16 protein-coding genes and 1 tRNA gene are annotated in these 20,020 nt (G+C 73.5%); 10 read left to right on the forward strand and 7 right to left on the reverse strand.

Features of this window, described 5'->3' with window-relative positions; translation table 11 throughout:
• Positions 1-121 precede the first annotated feature (121 nt).
• Both FHS22_RS12000 and FHS22_RS12005 read left to right on the forward strand, forming a co-directional pair.
• Positions 122-1,345 (forward strand): CynX/NimT family MFS transporter, encoded by a 1,224-nt coding sequence (locus tag FHS22_RS12000; RefSeq protein WP_338047714.1) that lies wholly within the window; start codon positions 122-124, stop codon positions 1,343-1,345.
• 52 nt (positions 1,346-1,397) lie between these two features.
• Positions 1,398-2,441, forward strand: coding sequence for a glycerophosphodiester phosphodiesterase (locus tag FHS22_RS12005; protein WP_260407887.1), 1,044 nt, complete (start codon positions 1,398-1,400; stop codon positions 2,439-2,441).
• 13 nt (positions 2,442-2,454) lie between these two features.
• On the opposite strand, the gene FHS22_RS12010 is transcribed toward FHS22_RS12005, so the two are convergent.
• Positions 2,455-2,967 carry a cysteine dioxygenase gene (locus FHS22_RS12010; RefSeq protein ID WP_184941089.1) on the reverse strand — a complete coding sequence of 171 codons (513 nt, stop codon included), beginning with the start codon at positions 2,965-2,967 and terminating at the stop codon, positions 2,455-2,457.
• 109 nt (positions 2,968-3,076) lie between these two features.
• Positions 3,077-3,985, reverse strand: coding sequence for an amidohydrolase (locus tag FHS22_RS12015; RefSeq protein WP_260407871.1), 909 nt, complete (start codon positions 3,983-3,985; stop codon positions 3,077-3,079).
• Between the two features lie 108 nt (positions 3,986-4,093).
• On the opposite strand from FHS22_RS12015, the gene FHS22_RS12020 reads away from it, so the two are divergent.
• Positions 4,094-5,089, forward strand: a complete 996-nt coding sequence (locus tag FHS22_RS12020; RefSeq protein ID WP_184941090.1) for a LacI family DNA-binding transcriptional regulator — start codon at positions 4,094-4,096, stop codon at positions 5,087-5,089.
• A gap of 27 nt (positions 5,090-5,116) precedes the next feature.
• Here the strand turns inward: FHS22_RS12020 and FHS22_RS12025 are convergent, their stop codons facing one another.
• Positions 5,117-5,485, reverse strand: a complete 369-nt coding sequence (locus tag FHS22_RS12025; RefSeq protein WP_184941092.1) for a phage holin family protein — start codon at positions 5,483-5,485, stop codon at positions 5,117-5,119.
• Between the two features lie 234 nt (positions 5,486-5,719).
• On the opposite strand from FHS22_RS12025, the gene FHS22_RS12030 reads away from it, so the two are divergent.
• From FHS22_RS12030 to FHS22_RS12050, 5 genes are all read left to right on the forward strand, one after another.
• The gene (locus FHS22_RS12030) at positions 5,720-5,995 is read left to right on the forward strand and encodes a hypothetical protein (RefSeq protein ID WP_338047716.1); all 276 of its coding nucleotides are present in this window, start codon (positions 5,720-5,722) and stop codon (positions 5,993-5,995) included.
• A 73-nt stretch (positions 5,996-6,068) separates the two neighbouring features.
• Positions 6,069-6,467 (forward strand): OsmC family protein, encoded by a 399-nt coding sequence (locus FHS22_RS12035; RefSeq protein WP_184941095.1) that lies wholly within the window; start codon positions 6,069-6,071, stop codon positions 6,465-6,467.
• Between the two features lie 429 nt (positions 6,468-6,896).
• Positions 6,897-6,970, forward strand: a tRNA-Lys gene (locus FHS22_RS12040).
• Positions 6,971-7,084: 114 nt separating this feature from the next.
• The gene (locus FHS22_RS12045; protein ID WP_260407872.1) at positions 7,085-8,578 is read left to right on the forward strand and encodes an AAA family ATPase; all 1,494 of its coding nucleotides are present in this window, start codon (positions 7,085-7,087) and stop codon (positions 8,576-8,578) included.
• Between the two features lie 158 nt (positions 8,579-8,736).
• A complete protein-coding gene (locus FHS22_RS12050; protein WP_184941097.1) occupies positions 8,737-8,988 on the forward strand; it encodes a hypothetical protein in 252 nt (83 codons plus the stop codon).
• A gap of 191 nt (positions 8,989-9,179) precedes the next feature.
• Here the strand turns inward: FHS22_RS12050 and FHS22_RS12055 are convergent, their stop codons facing one another.
• The 4 genes from FHS22_RS12055 to FHS22_RS12070 all read right to left on the reverse strand — a co-directional run bounded on the left by FHS22_RS12055 (position 9,180) and on the right by FHS22_RS12070 (position 15,351).
• Positions 9,180-10,610, reverse strand: coding sequence for a hypothetical protein (locus FHS22_RS12055; RefSeq protein ID WP_184941099.1), 1,431 nt, complete (start codon positions 10,608-10,610; stop codon positions 9,180-9,182).
• 2 nt (positions 10,611-10,612) lie between these two features.
• Entirely contained in the window at positions 10,613-12,067 is a 1,455-nt protein-coding gene (locus tag FHS22_RS12060; protein WP_184941101.1) for a hypothetical protein, read from the reverse strand.
• Between the two features lie 84 nt (positions 12,068-12,151).
• Positions 12,152-13,768 (reverse strand): serine/threonine-protein kinase, encoded by a 1,617-nt coding sequence (locus FHS22_RS37280; protein WP_221473532.1) that lies wholly within the window; start codon positions 13,766-13,768, stop codon positions 12,152-12,154.
• An 11-nt stretch (positions 13,769-13,779) separates the two neighbouring features.
• A complete protein-coding gene (locus FHS22_RS12070; protein WP_184941102.1) occupies positions 13,780-15,351 on the reverse strand; it encodes a serine/threonine-protein kinase in 1,572 nt (523 codons plus the stop codon).
• A gap of 249 nt (positions 15,352-15,600) precedes the next feature.
• On the opposite strand from FHS22_RS12070, the gene FHS22_RS12075 reads away from it, so the two are divergent.
• Together FHS22_RS12075 and FHS22_RS12080 are read left to right on the forward strand one after the other, a co-directional pair.
• The gene (locus FHS22_RS12075; protein ID WP_184941104.1) at positions 15,601-18,732 is read left to right on the forward strand and encodes a M14 family metallopeptidase; all 3,132 of its coding nucleotides are present in this window, start codon (positions 15,601-15,603) and stop codon (positions 18,730-18,732) included.
• 216 nt (positions 18,733-18,948) lie between these two features.
• Positions 18,949-19,824, forward strand: coding sequence for a lytic polysaccharide monooxygenase auxiliary activity family 9 protein (locus FHS22_RS12080; RefSeq protein ID WP_338047717.1), 876 nt, complete (start codon positions 18,949-18,951; stop codon positions 19,822-19,824).
• The last annotated feature ends 196 nt before the right edge of the window (positions 19,825-20,020 follow it).

Consider the following 20,020-nt stretch of genomic DNA (forward strand, 5'->3'; position numbering starts at 1 on the left):
TTCGCTGTGCGAACGTAGGTTCTCTGTGCGAACATACTGAATCCGGACAGGGCCGGTCAATCGCCGGCGGCGGCCTCGCCCCGGTCACCGCGGGCGCCGGGAGCTGTGCGAAGGTTGAACGGTGTCTGAGCGCCGGGTCGGTCTGTCGTGGACGGTGATGGTCGCGGGGTTCGTGCTCGCCTCGTTCAACCTGCGGCCCGCACTGGCGGGGATCTCGCCGGTGCTCGACGAGATCATGGGGGACCTCGGGCTGGGTCCGGCCGGGGGCGGCGCGATCACCACGGTGATGGTGGTCTGCCTGGGCGCGCTGGCCCCGCTCGCCCCGCCGCTGGCCCGCAGGTTCGGCCTGGACCGGGTGCTCCTGGCCGGGCTGCTGGTCCTGGCGGCGGGGATCCTGCTGCGCGCCGCGGGCGGCGTGCCCGCCCTGTACACGGGCGCGGCCGTCGCCGGCACGGCGATCGCGGTCATGAACGTGGTGATGCCCGCCGTCGTCAAGCAGCACTTCCCCGACCGGGTCGGCCTGTTCACCGGGGTCTACGTCTCCGCCCTGGTCCTGGGCGCGGCCGTGGCCTCCGGGCTGACGGTGCCGCTGGAGCACGCCACCGGGTACGGCTGGCGCGAGGTGACCGCGATGGCCGCGGTCCCCGCGGTGGCGGCGGCCGTGCTCTGGCTGCCCCAGGCGCTGCGGCCCCGGGCCGGGGGGAGGGCGGAGCGCAGGCCGTTCCGGGAGCTGCTGGGCAGCAGGACGACGTGGTTCGTCACGGTCTTCATGGGCGTTCAGTCGCTGACGTTCTACGTCACGCTCGCCTGGCTGCCGACGATCTTCCAGGAGGCCGGGCTCCCGGCGGACCAGGCGGGCTACCTGCTGGGCCTGTCCAACCTCGTGCAGGTCGGGGTCACGCTCATGGTCCCGGTGCACGCGGGGCGGGCGCGCTCGCAGGCGCCGCACGTGGCGGTCGCGACCCTGCTCACCGCCGCCGGGTACGCCGGGGTGCTGGCGGCCCCCACCACCGTCCCCTGGTTGTGGATGGTCCTCCTCGGAGTCGGCCAGGGGGCCTCGATCGCCCTGGCCCTGCTGATCATCACGCTCCGCGCTCCCGACCCCGCCGCGGTGACCGCGCTCTCGGCCGTCGCCCAGTCCGCCGGGTACGTGCTGGCGGCGCTCGGGCCGTTCCTGATCGGCGTGCTCAGGGAGGTCTCGGGCGGCTGGACGCTGCCGCTGCTCGCCGGGCTCGGCGCGTGCGCGGTGCAGCTGGCCGCCGGGTTCCCGGCCGGCCGCCCGGCGCCGTCCGGGACCGCCCGCGGGGGAGGCGCCGCGGACGCGCCCGCCGTACGCCGGGAGTGAGGCCCCCGCCGCCGCCCTGGCCGTCCTCGCGACCGGTACCGTCGCCGTTGTGCTGAACCGACCCGAGCCCGCAGCCGCGGACCGCCGCGGCCCTGCCTCCGCCGAACCCGTCGTCATCGGCCACCGGGGCGCCAGCGCCCACCGGCCCGAGCACACGCTGCTCTCCTACGAGGCCGCGATCGCCCTGGGCGCCGACTACATCGAGCCCGACCTGGTCTCCGCCAAGGACGGCGTTCTCGTGGCCAGGCACGAGAACGAGATCGGCGGCACCACGGACGTGGCGGGCCACCCCGAGTTCGCGGCCCGCCGTACCACCAAGACCATCGACGGCCGGCCGGTGACCGGCTGGTTCACCGAGGACTTCACCCTCGCCGAGCTGAGGACGCTCAGGGCGGAGGAGCGCATCCCCGACCTGCGCCCGGACAACACCGTCTTCAACGGCCTCGCGCAGATCCCGACCTTCGAGGAGGTCGTGCAGCTCGCCAAGGAGCACGGTGTCGGCGTCTACCCCGAGACCAAGCACCCCACCTACTTCGACTCCATCGGGCTCTCCCTGGAGGAGCCGCTGCTGGAGGTGCTGTCCCGGTACGGCTGGCGCGGGCGGCGCGACCCGGTCTTCATCCAGTCGTTCGAGACCGCCAACCTGCGCGAGCTGCGCAGGAGGACGCAGCTCCCGCTGATCCAGCTGATCAGCGCGAGCGGCGCGCCGTACGACTGGACCGCCGCCGGGGACCCGCGCACCTACGACACCATGGTCACCCCGGAGGGCCTGCGCGAGGTCGCGGGCTACGCCGACGGGATCGGCGTGGACACCCGGCGGATCGTCCCGGCCGGTCCCGACGGGCGCCTGCTCGCGCCCACGACGCTGGTCGACGACGCCCACCGGGCCCGCCTGAAGGTCCACACCTGGACCGTGCGGAACGAGAACTCCCAGCTTCCGGTGGACTTCCGGCTCGGCGACCCGGCCAACCCGGCGTTCCCGAGGGCGACGGGCGACGTGATGGGCTGGCTGGAGAAGCTCTACCGGCTCGGCCTGGACGGCGTCTTCGCCGACGACCCGGGCATCGCCCGGGCCGTCAGGGAGCGCGTGCTCTGACGGGCGGCGCGCCTCAGGCGACGTCGCCCACGGGCTCGTCCACGGGCCGCAGCTCGTCGGCGTAGCTGACCGAGACGCGGCGCATGAGGCCGGTCTCGCCGATGGAGTACTGGCCCATCCGCCACAGCGGCGGCGAGTACGCGTGGATCGAGACGCTGCCGGGCTGTGCGCCGGTCAGCCGGTGGATGTGGTCGGGGCCGAAGGAGAACGACTCGCCCGAGGAGACCACGGTCTCCAGGTGCTCGCCGCCGATGCGGGGGTTGCACTCCAGGAGCGCCCCGGCCACCACCCGGACGGCGCCGGAGGAGATGTCGTGGTCGTGCCAGCCGGTGTCGTCGCCGGGCCGCCAGCACAGCAGCCAGACGTCGATGTGGGAGTCCCGGTAGAGGGAGGCGTAGTGGCGGCCCCCCTCCTCGGGGAAGGCCACCAGGTCCGCCCAGCGGGACGGGTCGGCGGCCAGCGCGTCGACCAGGTCGCGCAGCTCGCGCCGGTCGAGGGTGCGCGCGGGCAGGGACGCGAAGCTCACCGCGGCCCTCCGGGCGGCTCGGGGGACGGCCCCGCCGGGACGGGCGGCGCGGGTGGCGCGGGCCTGGGGAACGCGGGGAGCGCGCAGCGCCCACGGCTCTGGGACTGGTTCACGGATGGGGCTCCTCCCGGTTCAGCAGCCGGTTCGGGTTGGTGACGGTAACGGCGTGCCGGGCGGCCTCGCCGAGTGGGGGCAGCAGGTCGGGGGCGGTGGCGTAGGGCTGGTCGGAGCCGTTGACCACGACGTCGACGCCCAGCTCGCGCACCGTCGCGTCGACGGCCCGGGGGCCGTAGGAGGAGGTCTCCACGAAGACCCGCGGGTCCACCCGCCCCCGGCCCCCGCCGCCCCGGGCGGCCAGCCGCTCGGTGTGGAGCGGGGCCAGCCCGGCCAGCAGCGCGAAGCAGACCCGCAGGCCGGGGTGCCGGGGGCGGCCGAAGGCGGCGAACGCGAACCACGCGGCATGCATCTGCTGGACGTACGGCACGACCGCCGGCCACCACCCGGGGCTCTGCGAACGTCCGGCCGGGCCGGGGTGGACGAAGAGCGGCAGGCCTCGCCCGGCCAGCACGTCGAGCAGCGGGGCGACGCCCCGCCACCCCTCCTCGGTCCCCACGGCCGTCGCCGGGAGCTGGAGCCCGGCGAGGCCGCGGCCGAGGTCCGCCTCCAGCCGCACCGGGTCGGCCTCGGTGAGGCAGGTCGCGGCCCAGGCCCCGAAGGGGGCGGGGAGGGCGAGGGCGTCGTCGTGGTAGGCGTCGATGATCGGCCAGGCCTCCTCCGGCGGAAGCGTCTCGACGCCGAGCGGGCTCGACAGCGAGACCAGGGCCAGGTCGAGGCCGGCGTTGCGGGCGAGCCGGGTGGCGAGGTCGTGGTCGCGCGGGTCCGCCTCGCAGGGCGGTTCGCCGTCCAGGTGGAGGGTCCAGCCGTCGAGGCGGGGCGGTGCCGTGCGGCGCCGGAGCGCGTCGGTGAACGCGGGCGTCCACAGATGCTGGTGCACGTCGACGGCCATCTCCACCTCCATTTATCTAATTTCCTACCTACAATACAGGTAATCGTGTAGGTTCCGGTACGCCGCCGGGCGGTGCGCCCGTCCATCCCCGGCCCGGGAGGAGGGGCATAAGCTTGCCGGGTGCCGCAGCCACGCAAACGCGCGACGATCCGCGAGGTCGCCAAGGCCACCGGTCTCTCCCCCGCCGCCGTCTCCTACGCCCTGCGCGGCATGCAGGTCTCCGAGGAGACCATCGAGCGGGTCCGCAGGGCCGCCGCCGAGCTCGGCTACGAGGCCGACCCGATCGCCCGCGCGCTGGCCAGCGGCCGGACCGGGATGATCGGCCTGCTCTGCGGCTCCCTGGAGGACCTCTGGCAGCAGGCGCTGGCCGTGGGCATCGGCCGAGGCCTCAAGGACAACGACCACTACGCGCTGATCCTGGACGCGGCGGGAGATCCGGCGCGGGAGCGCGTCCTGGCCGGGCAGCTCCGCGACCAGCGGGTGGACGCGCTGATCGTGCAGCCGGTGGACCCGGCGGCGCCGTTCTGGGCCTCCCTCTGCGAGGGCCTGCCGGTGGTGGCGATCGGGGACGCGCTGGCCGGGGCACGGACGGCCGGGGAGGTCGTGTTCGACAACCGGGCCGGGGTGACCCTGGCCCTGGAGCACCTGCGCGGGCGGGGGCACCGGCGGGCCGCCGTGCTCACGCCGACCCGGGCCAGCACCCCCGACCGCCCCGCCGACGTGCACGTCCTGGCGGAGGCCGCGCGGCTGGGGCTGGACATCGAGGTCGTCACCGCCCCGCAGGCGCTGGCGGGCGCGACGGAGGCGGCCGGCCGGGCGCTGGCCGCCGGGCACCGGGCGTTCTTCTGCTTCGCCGACTCGATCGCCTACGGGGTGTACGCGGCGGCGGCCGGGCGGGGACTGGCGATCCCGGACGAGGTGGCCGTGATGGGCTACGACGACCACCCCATGTCCGGGCTGCTCACCCCGGGGCTGACGACGGTCGACTGGGACATCGACGGGATCGTCGGCGCCGCCGTCCGCCTGGTCGTCGGCGCCGCCGAGGGCGATCCGCACCACCGCCGCATCGTCCAGGCGCCCCAGCTCCGCGAACGCGGCTCGGTCGGCGCCCGCTGACGGCGGGCCCGTGCGGTTCCGGTGTGATCAGTCGCCGAGGACCAGGTCGAGCAGCCAGCTCACCACGCCGACGATGATCGCCCCCCAGAAGGCGGCCCAGAAGCCGTCCACATGGAAGGGGAGGTCGAGCTGGGCGGAGATCCAGCTCGTGAGCAGGAGCAGGCCGGCGTTCACGACGAGGGCGAACAGGCCGAGGGTGAGGACGTAGAACGCGCAGCCGACGGTCTTGATGATCGGCTTGAGGACCGCGTTGACGAGGCCGAAGATCAGGGCGGCCGCGAGCAGGGTCAGGACGTTCTTGGTGGTGGTGTCGCCCGAGACGGTGATGCCGTCCACGAGCTGGGTGGCCGCCCACAGGGCGGCCGCCACGATGAGGATTTTGACGATGATCTTCACGCTGGGGCGTCCTCGCGATGTCGGTCGGATGGGCGGTCGGTCTTCACGATGAGGATGTGTATACCAAGACACTAGACACTCCGGGATCACTGTGGCGGTCGCCGTACCAGGATCACTGTGGCGGTCGCCGTACCGGGATCGCGGATGCCGAGGGGGCGGGACGCCCGTCCGGCGCGCCGATCGTGAATGATCACCTGGATCCGGGGGCAGAGGGGGCGTAAGGGGGTGGGTTCAGTGAAAACGGATCAGCTGGAAGCGCTGCCGGCGCAGGAACTGCACGAGCGGGCGGTGAACTACGCCGTGCGCCACGGAGACTTCGGGTTCCTGTGGGAGCTGCTCAAGGTGATCCCGGCGGCCGAGGCGGCCAGCGGGAACAGCGACGAGGCGGCCAACGACCTCAGCCGGGTCTCGGCCCTGCTCAGCGATGCCATGGCGGCGGGGGCGGGTGAGCTCGGCGAGGCCCTGCGCCCGTTCTACGTCGACTACCTGTCCAAGCATCCCGACGCCTGACCCGGGCAGGGGTTTCCCGCCGGGTCCGCCGGTCTCGGTAGGGTGATCGGCAGGTGACGAGAGGGGACACGCCGTGGCGTCGGTGAACGTGGAGCGGACCGAGGACGGATACGTCGCGCGCAACGACCGCGGGGCGGAGGTGGCCATGGGCGGCGGCGACGAGCAGGGGGTGTTCACCCCCGTGGAGCTTCTGCTCGCCGCGCTCGGCGGCTGCAACATCGTCACCGTCGAGCCCCTCACCGCCAAGCGCGGCCACCGGCTGGTCCGCCTGGCGATGACCGTGCACGCCGAGAAGGTCGAGACCTCGAAGCTGGGCCCCATCACCGTCTCCTACGACGTCGAGCTGCCCGAGGGCGACGAGAAGGCCGAGGAGGTCTTCCGGGCGGTGGCCCACCGGGCGGAGGAGAAGTACTGCACGGTGAGCAACGCCCTGCGCAACGAGACCGAGGTGATCCTGGAGCTGCCCGGGTGACGGGGCGGCGACGGTCCTGGCTATACCGGGTCAACTCCGGCTGTAGGGCCAGAATCAACCTGTGGATGACGTGCTCGTTGCAATCGGCTCGGTAGTGTTGAAGCAGGTCGACAGGCCCGCAAGCCTCGCAGTGGTGCACACGGGGGCGTACGGCGGGCGTCATATGGACTTTCACCGGAACAGGACGCGGGGGATCGCGTCTCTGAGCGGAGCCGCCCGAGTCTTGGGGGAGGCGAGGGAGAGGCCCGCGAGGTAAAGACGGAGCCGGACGGTTGGGGGAACCGTCCGGCTCCGTCGTCTTTCCCGGACGTCCGCGCGGTCGGGCGGACGGCCGGCGCCGCGTCCCCGCGACCCGCCCCGGCTCCCCGGCGGGCGCTCCGGGAGGTGTGCGTTCCACCTGGCGGGGCTGCTAGAGTTGACCCATCGCAAGCGCCGCTAGCTCAGTTGGTTAGAGCAGCTGACTCTTAATCAGCGGGTCCGGGGTTCGAGTCCCTGGCGGCGCACCGATCGAAGACCCAGGCCACATCGTGGCCTGGGTCTTCGTGTTTCCGGACCGCGGTTCTCAGAGCGCTGACACCTATATGGGACTACACTTTACATAAGTGCATCCCCATATCTTGAGAGGTGAAGTGGACAAGCCCGCCGCGATGTTCGACCGCGACTACGAGTGGTCGGCGCTCTCCCGCTTCGCCACCGATCCGCAGCCCGGGGCGACCCTGGGCGTGGTCTCCGGCCGCCGCCGGCAGGGCAAGACCTTCCTGCTGGATGCCGTGTGCACGGCGGCGGGAGGGTTCTACTTCGGCGCGACCGAGGCCGCCGACCCCGAGTCGCTGCGGCGGATCAGCACCGCGCTCACCGCCTACGGTTCGCCGCCCACGCCGTACCACTTCGCCGACTGGTTCGAGGTGGTGGACGCGCTGCTCGCCCTGGGGCGCGACCGTCCGGTGCCGGTGGTCATCGACGAGTTCCCCTATCTGGCCAAGGCCAACCCCGAGCTGCCCTCGATCATCCAGCAGGCCTTCCGCCCACTGCGCGCGGAGCGCTCGGAGTCGCGCACGCGGCTGCTGCTGTGCGGGTCCGCGCTCTCCTCCATGGGCAAGCTGCTCGCGGGGAACGCCCCCCTCCGTGGCCGGGCCGGTCTCGAACTGGTCGTCCGCACGCTGGACCACCGGCTCGCCGCACGTTTCTGGGGGCTCTCCGATCCGCATCTGGCGCTGCGGGTGAACGCGATCGTCGGCGGCACGCCCGCCTACCGCAAGGAGTTCGCCCGGGGAGACAGCCCGAGCGGGCCGGAGGACTTCGACGACTGGGTCGTCCGCACCGTGCTGAGCCCCGAGACCCCGCTGTTCCGCGAGGCGAGATATCTGCTGGCGGAGGAGCCGGACCTGCGGGACCCCACCCTGTACCACTCGGTGCTCGCGGCGGTGGCCGAGGGCAACGCCACCCGCAGCGGCATGGCCGGCTACCTGGAGCGGAAGGCCGCGGACATCGCGCACCCGATCAACGTCCTGGAGGACGCGGGACTGCTCCACCGCGACGCGGACGTCTTGCGGGACAACCGCCCCGCCTACCGGATCGCCGAGCCGCTGGTCGGCTTCTACCACGCCATCATGCGGCCGGTCTGGGACCAGCTGGAGCGCCCCGGCGCGGCCGGACGGGTCTGGCAGGCCAGCCGCCGTCGCTTCGTGAGCAACATCCTCGGGCCGCACTTCGAGCAGGTCTGCCGGGACTGGGCATCGCACCACGCCGACCCCGACCTCCTGGGCGGGCTTCCCGCCAAGGTCGGGCACGGTGTCGTCAACGACGCGGCCCGCCGTACCGGCCACGAGGTGGACGTCGCGGTGGCCGGCATCGGCGATGGGCTGAAGGCGCCCCTGCTGGTGATCGGTGAGGCCAAATGGAACGACGTCATGGGGATGGGGCATCTGGACCGCCTGCGGCATATCCGCTCCCTCATCGCCCAGGGGGGGCGGTACGACACGGCCTCGACCCGGCTCGCCTGCTTCAGCGGCGCCGGGTTCACGGACGAGCTGCGGGCTCTCGCCGCCGGGAGCGATCCCGATGTGCTGCTCGTGGACCTGGCCGAGCTCTACGGGGATCTCGGCGCCTGAGGCCCGGGAGGGGCCGGTCTTCTCCGGAAGGGATGCCGGAACTCTGGAAATGTCAGTGGCGTTCGACATGATGGAGTTGTGAGCAGGGCATAAACGATCAGACGGGGCACCACCGGGGTCCTGAGGGGCCCGGAGAACCCCGGGGAGAGAGGCATGCGATGCCGATCACGATGAGCGTTCCCGAGTTGGCACAGGTTCTCTTCGCCTCCGCGCTGCAGGCATCCGACGACCCCTCACCGGACCAGGTCCGCACGGCCGTCGAGGAACGGCTGCGGGCCTGCCACGAGGATCTCGCCGACTGCGTGGCCTGTGTCGCCCAGGAGGCCGGCGACCACCCCGAGACCTACGCGGCCCGGATGCGCTGGGCGCTGAGCGTGGCCGGCCGGGTCGGTTCCCCCGCCGCGGCCTGACCGCGACGACCTCCGGCCCGGCGGCCGGCTGAAGGACCACCGGGAGCGGACGGGTCCGCGGAGACGCGGACCCGTCCGCTCCTTTCGTCGTTGATCCGCGATGCCTGTCTGCTTACCGGCGGACGATGGAGCGGGGTGCATTCCGCGCCGGGCGCCGTTCCGCCGGGCGCCCCCGCTCCCGGCCGGTTCCCTCAGCCGGGCTCCGCCTGCCGGAAGGCCCTGACGACCGCCCCGGCGAGCGGGGTGACGCCGGTGACGGCCTCCCGCAGCGGCAGCAGGACGGACCTCGGGGAGTCGACCCCCCTGCCCTCGGGCCGTTCCGAGCCGGCGTAGACGATCTCGATCACGGTGGAGCCGGACAGGACGAGAACGCCGGCGGCCCCCGCGTACAGGTCCGGCGTCCGGTGCCGCCGGTACTGGGAGTAGGCCCGCTCGCCCAGCCCGCGCAGCTCGGCGACCGATCCGTAGGAGACCCCGGGGTAGGCGGGGTCCCTGCCCTCCCGCTGCAGCCGTACGGCCCGTGCGTACCGCTCGGCGTAGTGCAGGCGGGCCGCCTCGTGGTCCGGGCCTCCGGCCCGGTCGGCGAAGGAGGTGAAGCTCACCGAGACGGCGCGCAGGCTCAGCCCTCCCGGGCTGCGGATGTCCGGGTTCTCCCACCAGCAGGTGACGGTCGTCCGGTCCTGCTCCCGCGTGCGGCCCGCTCCGGTCTTCGGGCGGGGGACCAGCCTGGTGACGGCGGGTGCCAGCGCGGTGCAGGCCGGGGGGACGGCGATCGGGACGGGCGTGGGTGTGGGCGTGGCGGTGGGCGCGGGCGTGGGGGACCGCTCCGGGACGGCGGTCGGGCGCGCGTACGGCCGGCCCTCCCGCCACGCCGCGGCCGACTCCGTCGCCTGCCGGAGCAGGAGCCCGGCCTCCCGCAGCGCGTCCTTCTCGAGGCCGGGCTCCGCGGGCGCTCCCCGGAGGTAGCGGTCGTACTTCACCGCGACGGTGACGTCCCCGACCCGGCTGAACCCCTCTGCGGAGGTGATGCCGCCGCTCTCGGCCAGGGGCCGGGAGAACCGGACGTGGGCGCCGTCGCCGACTCCGGTGAGCTGCACCGGCCGGGAGTGGCGGTATCCCTCGGGCGGGGCCGTCGCGAAGCGCCGGCCGTTCTGGAGGTCGAAGCCGTAGCCGCCCTGGGCGGCGGCGACGGCGCTCCTGTCCTGGTCGCCCTTGTGCCGGACGACCGTGATCGTGATCTTGTTGTGCACGGGGCGGCCGCCGGAGGAGGTGAAGTCCCCGCTCCAGCGGCAGCTCCAGGTGGTCCTGCCGGAGTCGTCGCTGCTGTCCCGCTCGACTTCCGGCTCCAGGATGAGGCGGCCGGTCTCGGCTCCGCCGATCATGGCGCAGACGTCGGGGGCCCCCGGCGGGGTCAGGGCGGCGGGAGAGGCGGAGGCGTCCCCGGAGGCGCCTGCCGAGGCGCTCCCGGAGAAGGGGGCCGGGCCGGGGCGGGTCGCCAGGTGGACGGCGACGCCGCCGGTGACGGCGAGCGCGGCGGCGCCCGCCACGACCGGCGCGATCCAGCGCCGCCGCGGCCCGGCGGGGGGCGGGGCGGGATACGGGGGGGACGGCGGGGAGGCCACCGCTACTCGATCCCCGTGCGCTCGAAGGCCTCGACGACGGCCTCGGTGACGGGCAGGAGCCCGGCGACGGCCTGCTTCTGCGGCATGAGGACGGACTTGGGGGAGTTGATCGGTGTTCCCTCGGGCCGTTCGGAGCCGCCGTGGGTCACCTCGATCACGGTCGGGCCGGTGAGTACGGCGCTGTCGGCGATGCCCGCGTGCGCGCTCGGCGTTCGGTTCTTCCGGTACTGGTAGTGGGCGCGCTCCCCCCAGCCCTTGGGCTCGGTCACCTTGTAGTAGAAGAGCCCCTGGAACCCGCTGCCCTCCCACTCCTTGGCCTTGGCGCGCAGGTCGATGTAGTACTGCTTGGCCGCCCCGGTGTCCGGCGCCCCGGCCCGGTTGGTGAAGGTGGTGAAGCTGACGAAGACCGTGCGCATCCCGAGCCCCTTCGCCACGGGGATCTCCCGGTTGTTCCACCGGCAGGTGACGATCGTCCTGCCGCCGTCCTGCGTCCGCTCGGACTTCGTCGCCGCGCCGGGGACCAGCGGGGTGGCGACCGGCGCCACCGCGGCGCAGGTGGCGGGCAGGGCGATCGGCACCGGCGTGGGCGTCGGGGTGGGGCCGGTCGGCGTCGGGGCGGGTGTCGAGCGCGCGTACGGGCGGCCCTCCCGCCACGCCGCGACCGACTGCGAGACCTGCCCGAGCAGGAGGGTGACCTCCCGCAGCGCGTTCTCCTCGGTGACCGCCTTCTTCCCGGTGGAGGTGAAGAGGGGCAGGTCCTTGCGCTGCTGGCTGGCCTGGTACTTCACGGTGACGGTGACGTCCCCGATCCGGCTGAAGCCCTCGCCGAAGGCGTTCGGGGTGGTCCCCTTGTACCAGGTGTACTGGGCGTGCGCCTCGTCGCCGACGCCGGGAAGCGTCCGCACCGGGGAGTAGTAGGCCTCCTTGTTGGGGTGGTGCTCCAGGTACTGGTGGTACTCCAGGTCGTGGCCGTAGCTCGTCCGGGAGACGGTGTCGGCGGTGTCGTTCTTCCGCGCCTGGTGCTGGGTGATCTTGACGGTGATCTCGCGCTGCCGGCTGTACTCCCCGAAGGAGTGGTTGAGGTTCTGCCAGGTGCAGCTCCAGCTGATGGAGCCGAGATCCGAGTCCCGCTTGTCCTGGACGGACTCGACCGCCTTCCCCCGGGGGACGAGGCGGTCGGTCTCCAGCGCGTCGACCGTGGCGCAGGCGTCGATCGGCCCGGCGGGGGTGCGCGCCGCGGGAGTGGTGGAGGGGGCTGCGGCGGGGGCCGGGGAGTCCTGCGGGCCGCCGGACCGGGTCACCAGGTAGGCGACGCCGCCGCCGGCGACGGCGACGGCGAGGGCGGCCGCGCCCGCCACGGCCGGGACCAGCAGCCGCCTCCGCCGCGGAGCGGGGGACGGCACGGTGGCCGTCCACCGGACCTGGGCGGTGGGGGGCTCAGGACTGTCGTGGCTCATGGAGCCTCCTACGGGGGAGTCGGGGGAGCGGGCCCGTGGCTCGCGGGATCTCCTGTACTACGAGTCGGATGAACGGGCGATGGTTCACTCTTCCGGGGATCCGGACGCCCCCGCGGAGGGTCCCGCCTTCCCTCCGGGCGGCGCGCCCGCGCCGAGCCGCGCCGCCACCGCCTCGGCCGCGCGCCGTACGGCCCGCTGGTCGGCGGGGGTGACCCCGCCGTCCTCCGCGCGCACCCACTCGACCGTGGCGATCAGGTTGCCGACGCGGAGCCAGGTGGTGCAGACGGTCCGGGAGATGTTCGCGCCCACCCTGAAGTAGTCCTGGGTGAACGCCTCGTCGCCGACGCCGGGGACGGCGCGGACGGGAGACCACGTCTGGCGGCCGAACAGCTCGTCGCTCCCGGTGGCGGAGGCGGCCTCCTGCCTCCTGCGCTCGAACAGCAGCCGGGCGGCGTCGGTCGCGCCCGTGTCCGCCTGGGCGGGTACGGCCTGCGCCTGCACGGTGATCCAGCGGTAGCGGCGCCCGGCCGGCTCCTTCCACGTGCACTCGTCGACCTTGGTCATCCTGGGGTCGGTGACCTGGCCGATCAGCTCGCGGGCCTGCTCGACGGAGAGCAGGCCGCAGGCCTCCGGCGCGGTGGCGAACCGCCCGTCGTCCAGCGCGGGCGCGGCGGGCGCGGCCGTACGCCAGGCGAGCACCGCCCCGGCGGCCGCGGCGGCCAGCAAGGCCGCCGCCGCGACCCACACGAGCCCGCGGCGCCGCCCGGGGCGCCGGGGCTGCGGGCCGTACCCGCGGACGGCCACGGTGGGGGTCCCGTCCATGCCGGGGCGTGCGGCGGCCCAGGCGCCGTGGGGGACGGCCATGCCGGGCATCGTGCCCGTGCCGGGGGCGCGCCCGGCGCGGGCGACGCCGTGCAGGGCCCGCCGGATCTCCGCGGGAGCCGGGCGCCCGTCCGGGTCCTTGGCCAGCAGGGCGAGCAGGAGCCCGCCGAGCTCGGGGCCGGCGCGTTCCGGGGCGGGCGGCTCGCGCGTCAGCACCGCGGCGGCGACGGCGGCGGGGTGGTCGCGCTGGAAGGGGGCGCGGCCCTCGGCGGCCGCGTACAGCGTCGCCCCCAGCGCCCACAGGTCGGACTCCGGACCGGCGGGCTCCTCCCGGAGCCGCTCCGGGGCCGTGTACCCGGCGGAGCCGGCGCGGCTCGCCAGGCTCAGCTCGCCGGTCATCGGGACCGCGATGCCGAAGTCGGCGAGCATCGCGGCGCCGTCCTCGTCGAGCAGGACGTTGCCGGGTTTGACGTCGCGGTGCAGCATGCCGTGGGCGTGCGCGGCCTCCAGCGCGTCCAGGATCCGCAGGCCGATCTCGGCGACCACGGGAGGCGGGAGGGGCCCCTCCCGGTCGATCACCCGGTCCAGCGAGCTCCCGCCGACCAGGTCCATCACGATCCACGGCCGGCCGCCGTCGGTGACCACGTCGTGGACCATGACGATGGCCGGGTGGTTGACCCGGGCGGCGGCCCTGGCCTCCCGGATCGCGCGTTCGGCGAACCCGCCGCCGCCGCGCATCTCCTTGACCGCGACGTCGCGGCGGAGCATCTCGTCGCGGGCGCGCCAGACCGTGCCCGCCCCGCCCTCGCCGAGCCGTTCCAGCAGCCGGTATCTGCCCGCCAGCGTCCGGCCGGTGCCGCCCGTTGTGCGCTCGGTCATCTCCGGTCCCGTCATTTCCCGTTCTGCAGGGCCGTCCGGGCCCAGCGTGCGGCCTTGAGCGCGCCGTCCCTGATGTCGGCGTCGGTGGGTCTGCCGGAGAGCGTGGAGTACCGGGCCTCGACGACCAGGTTGAGGACCCGGAAGTGCACGGCGCCGGTGTGCGTCCGGCCGAGCTCGGAGGTCAGGTCGTGGGCGAAGGCGCCCTCGCCCAGCTCCGGCACCGCCCGCCGGGGTGTCGTGGCGGCGTTCAGGCGGCCGGCTCCGATCTCCTTCCACTCCCAGGTGATCTGCTGGGTCTGCTCGTACGACCGCTCCCGGGCGGCGAGGAACTCCCGCGCCGCCTGCGGGCTCATCGCCCACGGCTGCGCGGCGTCGTCACCGGCGTGCGGGACCAGGGCGACCCCGCTGCCGCGGACGGTCCAGGCGCAGCCCCCCTGGTACGGCGTGCCGGCCGGAGGCCGGGGGACCCGCGTGATCTCGCGGATCTGCGCGGGGGTGAGCAGCGAGCAGAAGTCCACGGGCCCGGTGAACTCCGTCCGCTCTCCTCCTCCGCCGAGCAGCACCACCGCGGCGGTGGCCCCCGCCGCCGCGACGAGGCAGGCCGCGGCCACGGCGATCCAGAGCCGGGACCTGCCCCGCGCGGCCGGGCCGGGGGCCGGAGGCACGCCCGGGACCGGGGCCGGGGTCGGACCGGGAGGCGTTCCGGGGACGGGGAACGCCGGCGCGTGGGGAGGCGGGGGCGGGGCCTGCACACCGGGGGTCTCCGGGACGAGGCCCTCGGCGACCTGGGTGAGCAGCCACCGGGCCGAGCCCGCGTCCGGGCGCGCCGCCGGGTCCCTGGTCATCATCGCCATCAGGACCGGGGTGAGCGGGCCCGCCAGCCGGGGCGGCCTGACCCGTCCGGACAGCGCCGCGCTCAGCCTCGCCACGGCCTCGCCCTCGTAGGCGGCGACGCCCTCGACCCCGTAGTAGAGCGTGGCGCCGAGCGACCACAGGTCCGAGGCCGGTCCGCCCTGCTCGCCGTCGAGGCGCTCCGGGGCGATGAAGCCGGGCGAGCCGATGAGCATCCCGGTCTGGGTCAGGGTCTCCGTGCCCGCGAGCGTGGCGATGCCGAAGTCGGTCAGCACGGCGCGGCCGGAGTCGGTCAGGAAGACGTTGCCCGGCTTGACGTCCCGGTGCTGGATGCCGCGGGCGTGCGCCGCCGCGAGCCCGTCGAGGAGCTGCGCGCCGAGCGAGGCGACCTGGCGCGGGGGCAGCGGCCCCCGCTCCTCGACGAGGTCGGCGAGGCTCCGGCCGCGCAGCAGCTCCATGACGATCCACGGCTTGCCGTCGTGCACCGCCACGTCGTGCAGGGCGACGACGGCGGGGTGGCGGAGCTGCGCGGTGGCCTGCGCCTCCCGCACGGCTCGGGCGATCAGGTCGGCGCGGCGGGCCTCGTCCACACCGGGAGGCATGGTCAGCTCCTTGACCGCCACCTCGCGGTCGAGCATCTCGTCCCTCGCGAGCCAGACGGTCCCCATCCCGCCGCTGCCGAGCCGCCGCAGCAGCCGGTAGCGCGTCGCGAAGTCCTCCTTATCTGGCATAGCGGGAGAATAGCGGACTTGCTGATCACACCCATCGATTCGCCGTATGCAACGCCTTACACGAGAAATATGGGACGTTCCAATGGCCCGCCGTACCGGAATGTTGGTCGGCACACCAGGGGCGGGCGGGGAAGGCCCAAAACCGCCGCTGGCCACATGTGGTCAGCGGGATCCACAGCGTTGACAGTATTCCGGGCACCGCGCAGATTTCGGACATTCCTGTGTTTCGGGGGATGTGCGGAGGTTGCGATGAAGCGTGCGCGATTAGCGGTTCTCGCGGTCATGGTCATGCTGCTGAGCATGGCCGTGACCCTGCCTGCGGCGGCGGTGCCGGACCCGCCCGCCGCGGGGGACGGGATCCACGTCTACACCGGTGAACTGACCCTGGAACAACTCGCGGCGCTGGTGGAGTCGGGCGTCGACCGCGAGGAACTGCGGCTCACCAGATCGGCGGACGGCAAGAAGGTCCTCGTCGAGGTGGTCCTCGGCGCGGCCCAGGCCGAGCAGCTCACCCGGCGCGGCCTCGGGCTGAGCGTGCAGAAGGCCGCGCAGAAGCGGGCGGCGGCCAAGGGGGACGGCGTCTTCAAGCCGTACAGCGGCGCGGGCGGCATCCGCGAGCAGATCGTCGCCGCGGCGGACGCCGAGCCGGGCATCGCCAAGGTCGTCGACATCGGCACGACCGTCAAGGGGCAGAAGCTCACCGCGATCAAGGTCACCAAGGGCGCCCGCAAGCTCAGGGACGGCACGCGCAAGGCCACGCTCTACATGGCGGCCCAGCACGCCCGTGAGTGGATCACGCCGGAGATGGTCCGCCGGCTCCTGCTGCACGTCCTCAACGGCTACGGCACCGACGCGGAGATCACCAAGCTGGTGGACACCACCGAGCTGTGGTTCATCCCGGTGGCCAACCCCGACGGCTACGACCACTCCTTCACCGAGGGAAACCGGCTCTGGCGCAAGAACCTCCGCGACAACGACGGCGACGGCCAGATCACCAGCGCCGACGGCGTGGACCTCAACCGCAACTTCGCCTACAAGTGGGGCTACGACAACGAGGGCTCCTCGCCCAACCCGGTCAGCCTGACCTACCGCGGCCCGAGCGCCCAGTCCGAGCCGGAGACCAGGGCGGTCGACGACCTCGCCCGGCGGATCGGCTTCACCTATCTGATCAACTACCACTCGGCCGCGCAGCTGCTGCTGTACGGCGTCGGCTGGCAGCAGGCCACCCCGACCCCCGACGACCTGATCTTCGAGGCGCTGCTCGGCGACGACGCGACGCCCGCCGTACCCGGCTACGACCCCGACATCGGCGCCGAGCTCTACACCACCAACGGCGAGACCGACGGGCACATGACGAACAGGCACCACGCCCTGTCGATCACTCCCGAGATGAGCACCTGCGAGAGCGCGGTGGAGAGCGTCCCGGACGACGAGTGGACGCTGGAGGACTGCGCCGGCGGCCAGGGCTTCACCTTCCCCGACAGCGAGGCGCTGATCCAGGCGGAGTTCGCCAAGAACGTCCCGCTCGCGCTCTCCGTGGGCAAGTCCGTGCACACCCCGGACCGGCCGGTCTCCCCGGTCGGCCGCACCGTGCCGGACTTCCGGCCGGACAGCTTCACCGTCTCCTACGGCGACCCGCAGCCGGTGGCGGTCACCGCCCGCCGGTCGCTGCTCGCCAAGCTCATGCGCTTCCGGATCAACGGCGGGCCCGCCCAGGTCCGGCCGCTGAGCGAGTGGGACGGCGGCGAGCGCTACGGCGACGAGAACGACGACTACTTCGCCGAGTACCGCGCCACGGTGCGCGGTGCGAAGCCGGGGGACAAGGTCGAGGTCTGGTTCACCGGGTTCAAGCTCGGGGCCGGGACGGTGGAGAGCGAGCACTTCACCTACACGCTGGAGAAGAAGAGCAGGGCCAAGGTGCTCGTGCTGGCCAACGAGGACTACACCGGCCGCAACCCCGACTACCCGGCCTCGGTGACCGCGCCCAAGTACGCCGCGCAGTACGCGCAGGCGCTGCAGACGGCCGGGTACTCCTCCGAGACCTGGGACGTCGACAAGCAGGGCGTCCCGCACCACCTGGGCGTGCTCGGCCACTTCAAGGCGGTGGCCTGGTACCTCGGCGACGACCGGCTGGCCATGGACGACCAGGACGTGGTCACCCAGACCCCGTTCGGCCCGCTGCCCGACATGGACGTCAAGCGGTCGCAGCAGGACCTGACCATCGCGGTCCGCGACTACCTCAACGAAGGCGGCAAGCTGCTGCACACCGGCGAGACCGCCGCCTACTACGGCTTCTTCGGCACCTCGCTCGGCGGCATCTACTACGGCCTCGACGGCGCGCCGGACGCCGACTGCGTCGTCACCACGGTCGACGGCTTCTTCGAGGAGTGCCTGATCCTGGCCGACGACTTCGCCCAGTACTACCTGGGCGTGTACGGCCGGACCCCGCGCAGCGGGCCGACCGGGTTCACCGGGACCGGCACCCCGCTGACCGGGACGCAGGCGGCGTTCGGCGGACCGGCCGTGGCCGACAACCCGCTGGACGAGGCCGGCAGCCTCCAGGTCACCAGCGACACGCTGCCACCGGAGGAGTTCCCGCAGTTCAAGAGCTCGGCCGCGGCGGTCTACGAGGGCGCCACCGGGCCCTTCGACCCGGCCGAGGGCGACTGGCACGTCGCCGGTCCGCACACCGACGACGCGTACATGAGGCTGACCCGCACGGTCGACCTGTCGTCGACGACCGCCGCCCAGCAGCCCAAGCTGGAGTTCCAGCTCTCCTACAACACCGAGCAGGGCTACGACAACGTCATCGTCGAGGCCCACACGGCGGGCCAGGAGGACTGGACCACGCTGCCCGACCTGAACGGCGGGACCAGCACCGCCGTCCCGGCCGAGTGCGAGGCCGGCTTCCTGCTGGACGAGCACCCGTGGCTGACCCACTACCTGACGCCGGGCAACCCGTGCGCGCCGACCGGCACCAGCGGGTCGTGGAACGCCTTCACCGGCGACTCGGGCGGCTGGCGGCAGGTGGCCTTCGACCTGTCGGCCTACGCCGGCAAGCAGGTCGAGGTCTCCATCAGCTACGTGACCGACCCGGGCACCGGCGGGGTCGGCGCGTTCGTGGACGACACCAGGATCACCACCACCGGCGGGACCGTGACCGCCGAGGGCTTCGAGTCCGGGCTCGGCGCCTGGTCCGTCCCCGGCCCGCCGGCCGGCAGCCCCACCGGGGCCGGTGACTTCGCCAGGGCCCAGGCCGACAAGACGGCCGCCGTCGCCACCAGGGACACGGTGTTCCTCGGCTTCGGCCTGGAGCAGGTGGCGGACGACGCCGCCCGGGCCGCCGCGCTCAAGAAGATCATGAAGTATCTGATCGGTTAGGAGGTGGGGGCCGTACGGCGGGCGACGCCGTACGGCCCGCACGGGGGCCGGGGGCCGCGCGGCGGGCTCCCGGCCCCCGCCGCGCTCCCGGCCCCCGCGTTCCGGCGAAGGGTGGTCCGCACCCAGAATTCTTAGTAAGGTTTCCTATTAATAACGTGCTATCCGTCGGCCGTTGGACATGTTCCACCTCCATCCCCCCCTGTAGGAGGAGTCCACGTGCATCTGCGAAACAAGGTGGCCGCCGCGGCCGCCACACTCATGGCAGGCTCCCTGCTGGTCCTGCTCCCGTCCTCCCCGGCCGGCGCCCACGGCTCCATGTCGAACCCGCCCAGCCGCGCCTACGTCTGCAAGACCGAGGGCCCGGACAGCCCCGACTCGGCGGCGTGCAAGGCCGCCGTCGCGGCCGGCGGCACCCAGGCCTTCTACGACTGGCACGAGGTCTCCCTGCTCACGGCGGGCGGGCGGCACCGCCAGCTCATCCCGGACGGCAGGCTCTGCAGCGCCGGGCGCGACAAGTACCGCGGCCTCGACCTCGCCCGCGCCGACTGGCCGGCCACGAAGGTCAGCGCCGGACCGCTGACGATCACGTACCACGCGACCGCGCCGCACGCCAACAGCAACTTCGAGTTCTACATCACCAAGCCCGGCTGGAGCCCGACCCAGCCGCTGCGCTGGTCGGACCTGGAGCACATCAAGACCTTCAACAACCAGAACCCCACCACCTACACCAACTGGACGATCAACCTCCCGCAGCGGACCGGCCGCGCCATGATCTACTCGATCTGGCAGCGCGTGGTGGGCAGCGAGGAGGCCTTCTACACCTGCAGCGACGTCGACTTCGGCGGCGGCACCAACCCCACGCCGACGCCCACGCCGACGCCGACGCCGACCGTCACCCCGACGGCCACCCCCACGCCGACGCCCACCGTCACCCCGACGCAGCAGCCGGGCGGCACCTGGGCGCCGAACACCGCCTACGCCGTGGGCGCGAGGGTGACCTACGGCGGCGCGACCTACCAGTGCCAGCAGACGCACACCTCGCTGCCGGGCTGGGAGCCGCCGAACGTGCCGGCCCTCTGGAAGCGTGTCTAGGAGGGATCCCGGTGGATCCGCCGCCCCGGCCGCGGATCCACCGGCACCGCCGGCCGGGCCGGTGGGCCGCCCCTCTCCGGCCCGGCCACCGCTTCCGCGGGAGGAGTTCCCCTGTTGACATCCTCCCCCTCGGGAACGAAGGGGATTCCAGCTGTCACCAGCTGGGTTTCCTGCTTCACCGCCGGTTGCCTTCCCG

The sequence above is a fragment of the Thiemannella venezuelensis genome, assembly GCF_014203605.1.
Classification (GTDB): domain Bacteria; phylum Actinomycetota; class Actinomycetes; order Streptosporangiales; family Streptosporangiaceae; genus Planomonospora_A; species Planomonospora_A venezuelensis.

Bases quoted from the DNA above. Each gene is read 5' to 3' on its own strand.
- FHS22_RS12015 (WP_260407871.1), bottom strand. From the start codon at position 3,985: ATGGAGGTGGAGATGGCCGTCGACGTGCACCAGCATCTGTGGACGCCC.
- FHS22_RS12050 (WP_184941097.1), top strand. From the start codon at position 8,737: ATGCCGATCACGATGAGCGTTCCCGAGTTGGCACAGGTTCTCTTCGCC.
- FHS22_RS12060 (WP_184941101.1), bottom strand. From the start codon at position 12,067: ATGAGCCACGACAGTCCTGAGCCCCCCACCGCCCAGGTCCGGTGGACG.
- FHS22_RS37280 (WP_221473532.1), bottom strand. From the start codon at position 13,768: ATGACCGAGCGCACAACGGGCGGCACCGGCCGGACGCTGGCGGGCAGA.
- FHS22_RS12070 (WP_184941102.1), bottom strand. From the start codon at position 15,351: ATGCCAGATAAGGAGGACTTCGCGACGCGCTACCGGCTGCTGCGGCGG.
- FHS22_RS12075 (WP_184941104.1), top strand. From the start codon at position 15,601: ATGAAGCGTGCGCGATTAGCGGTTCTCGCGGTCATGGTCATGCTGCTG.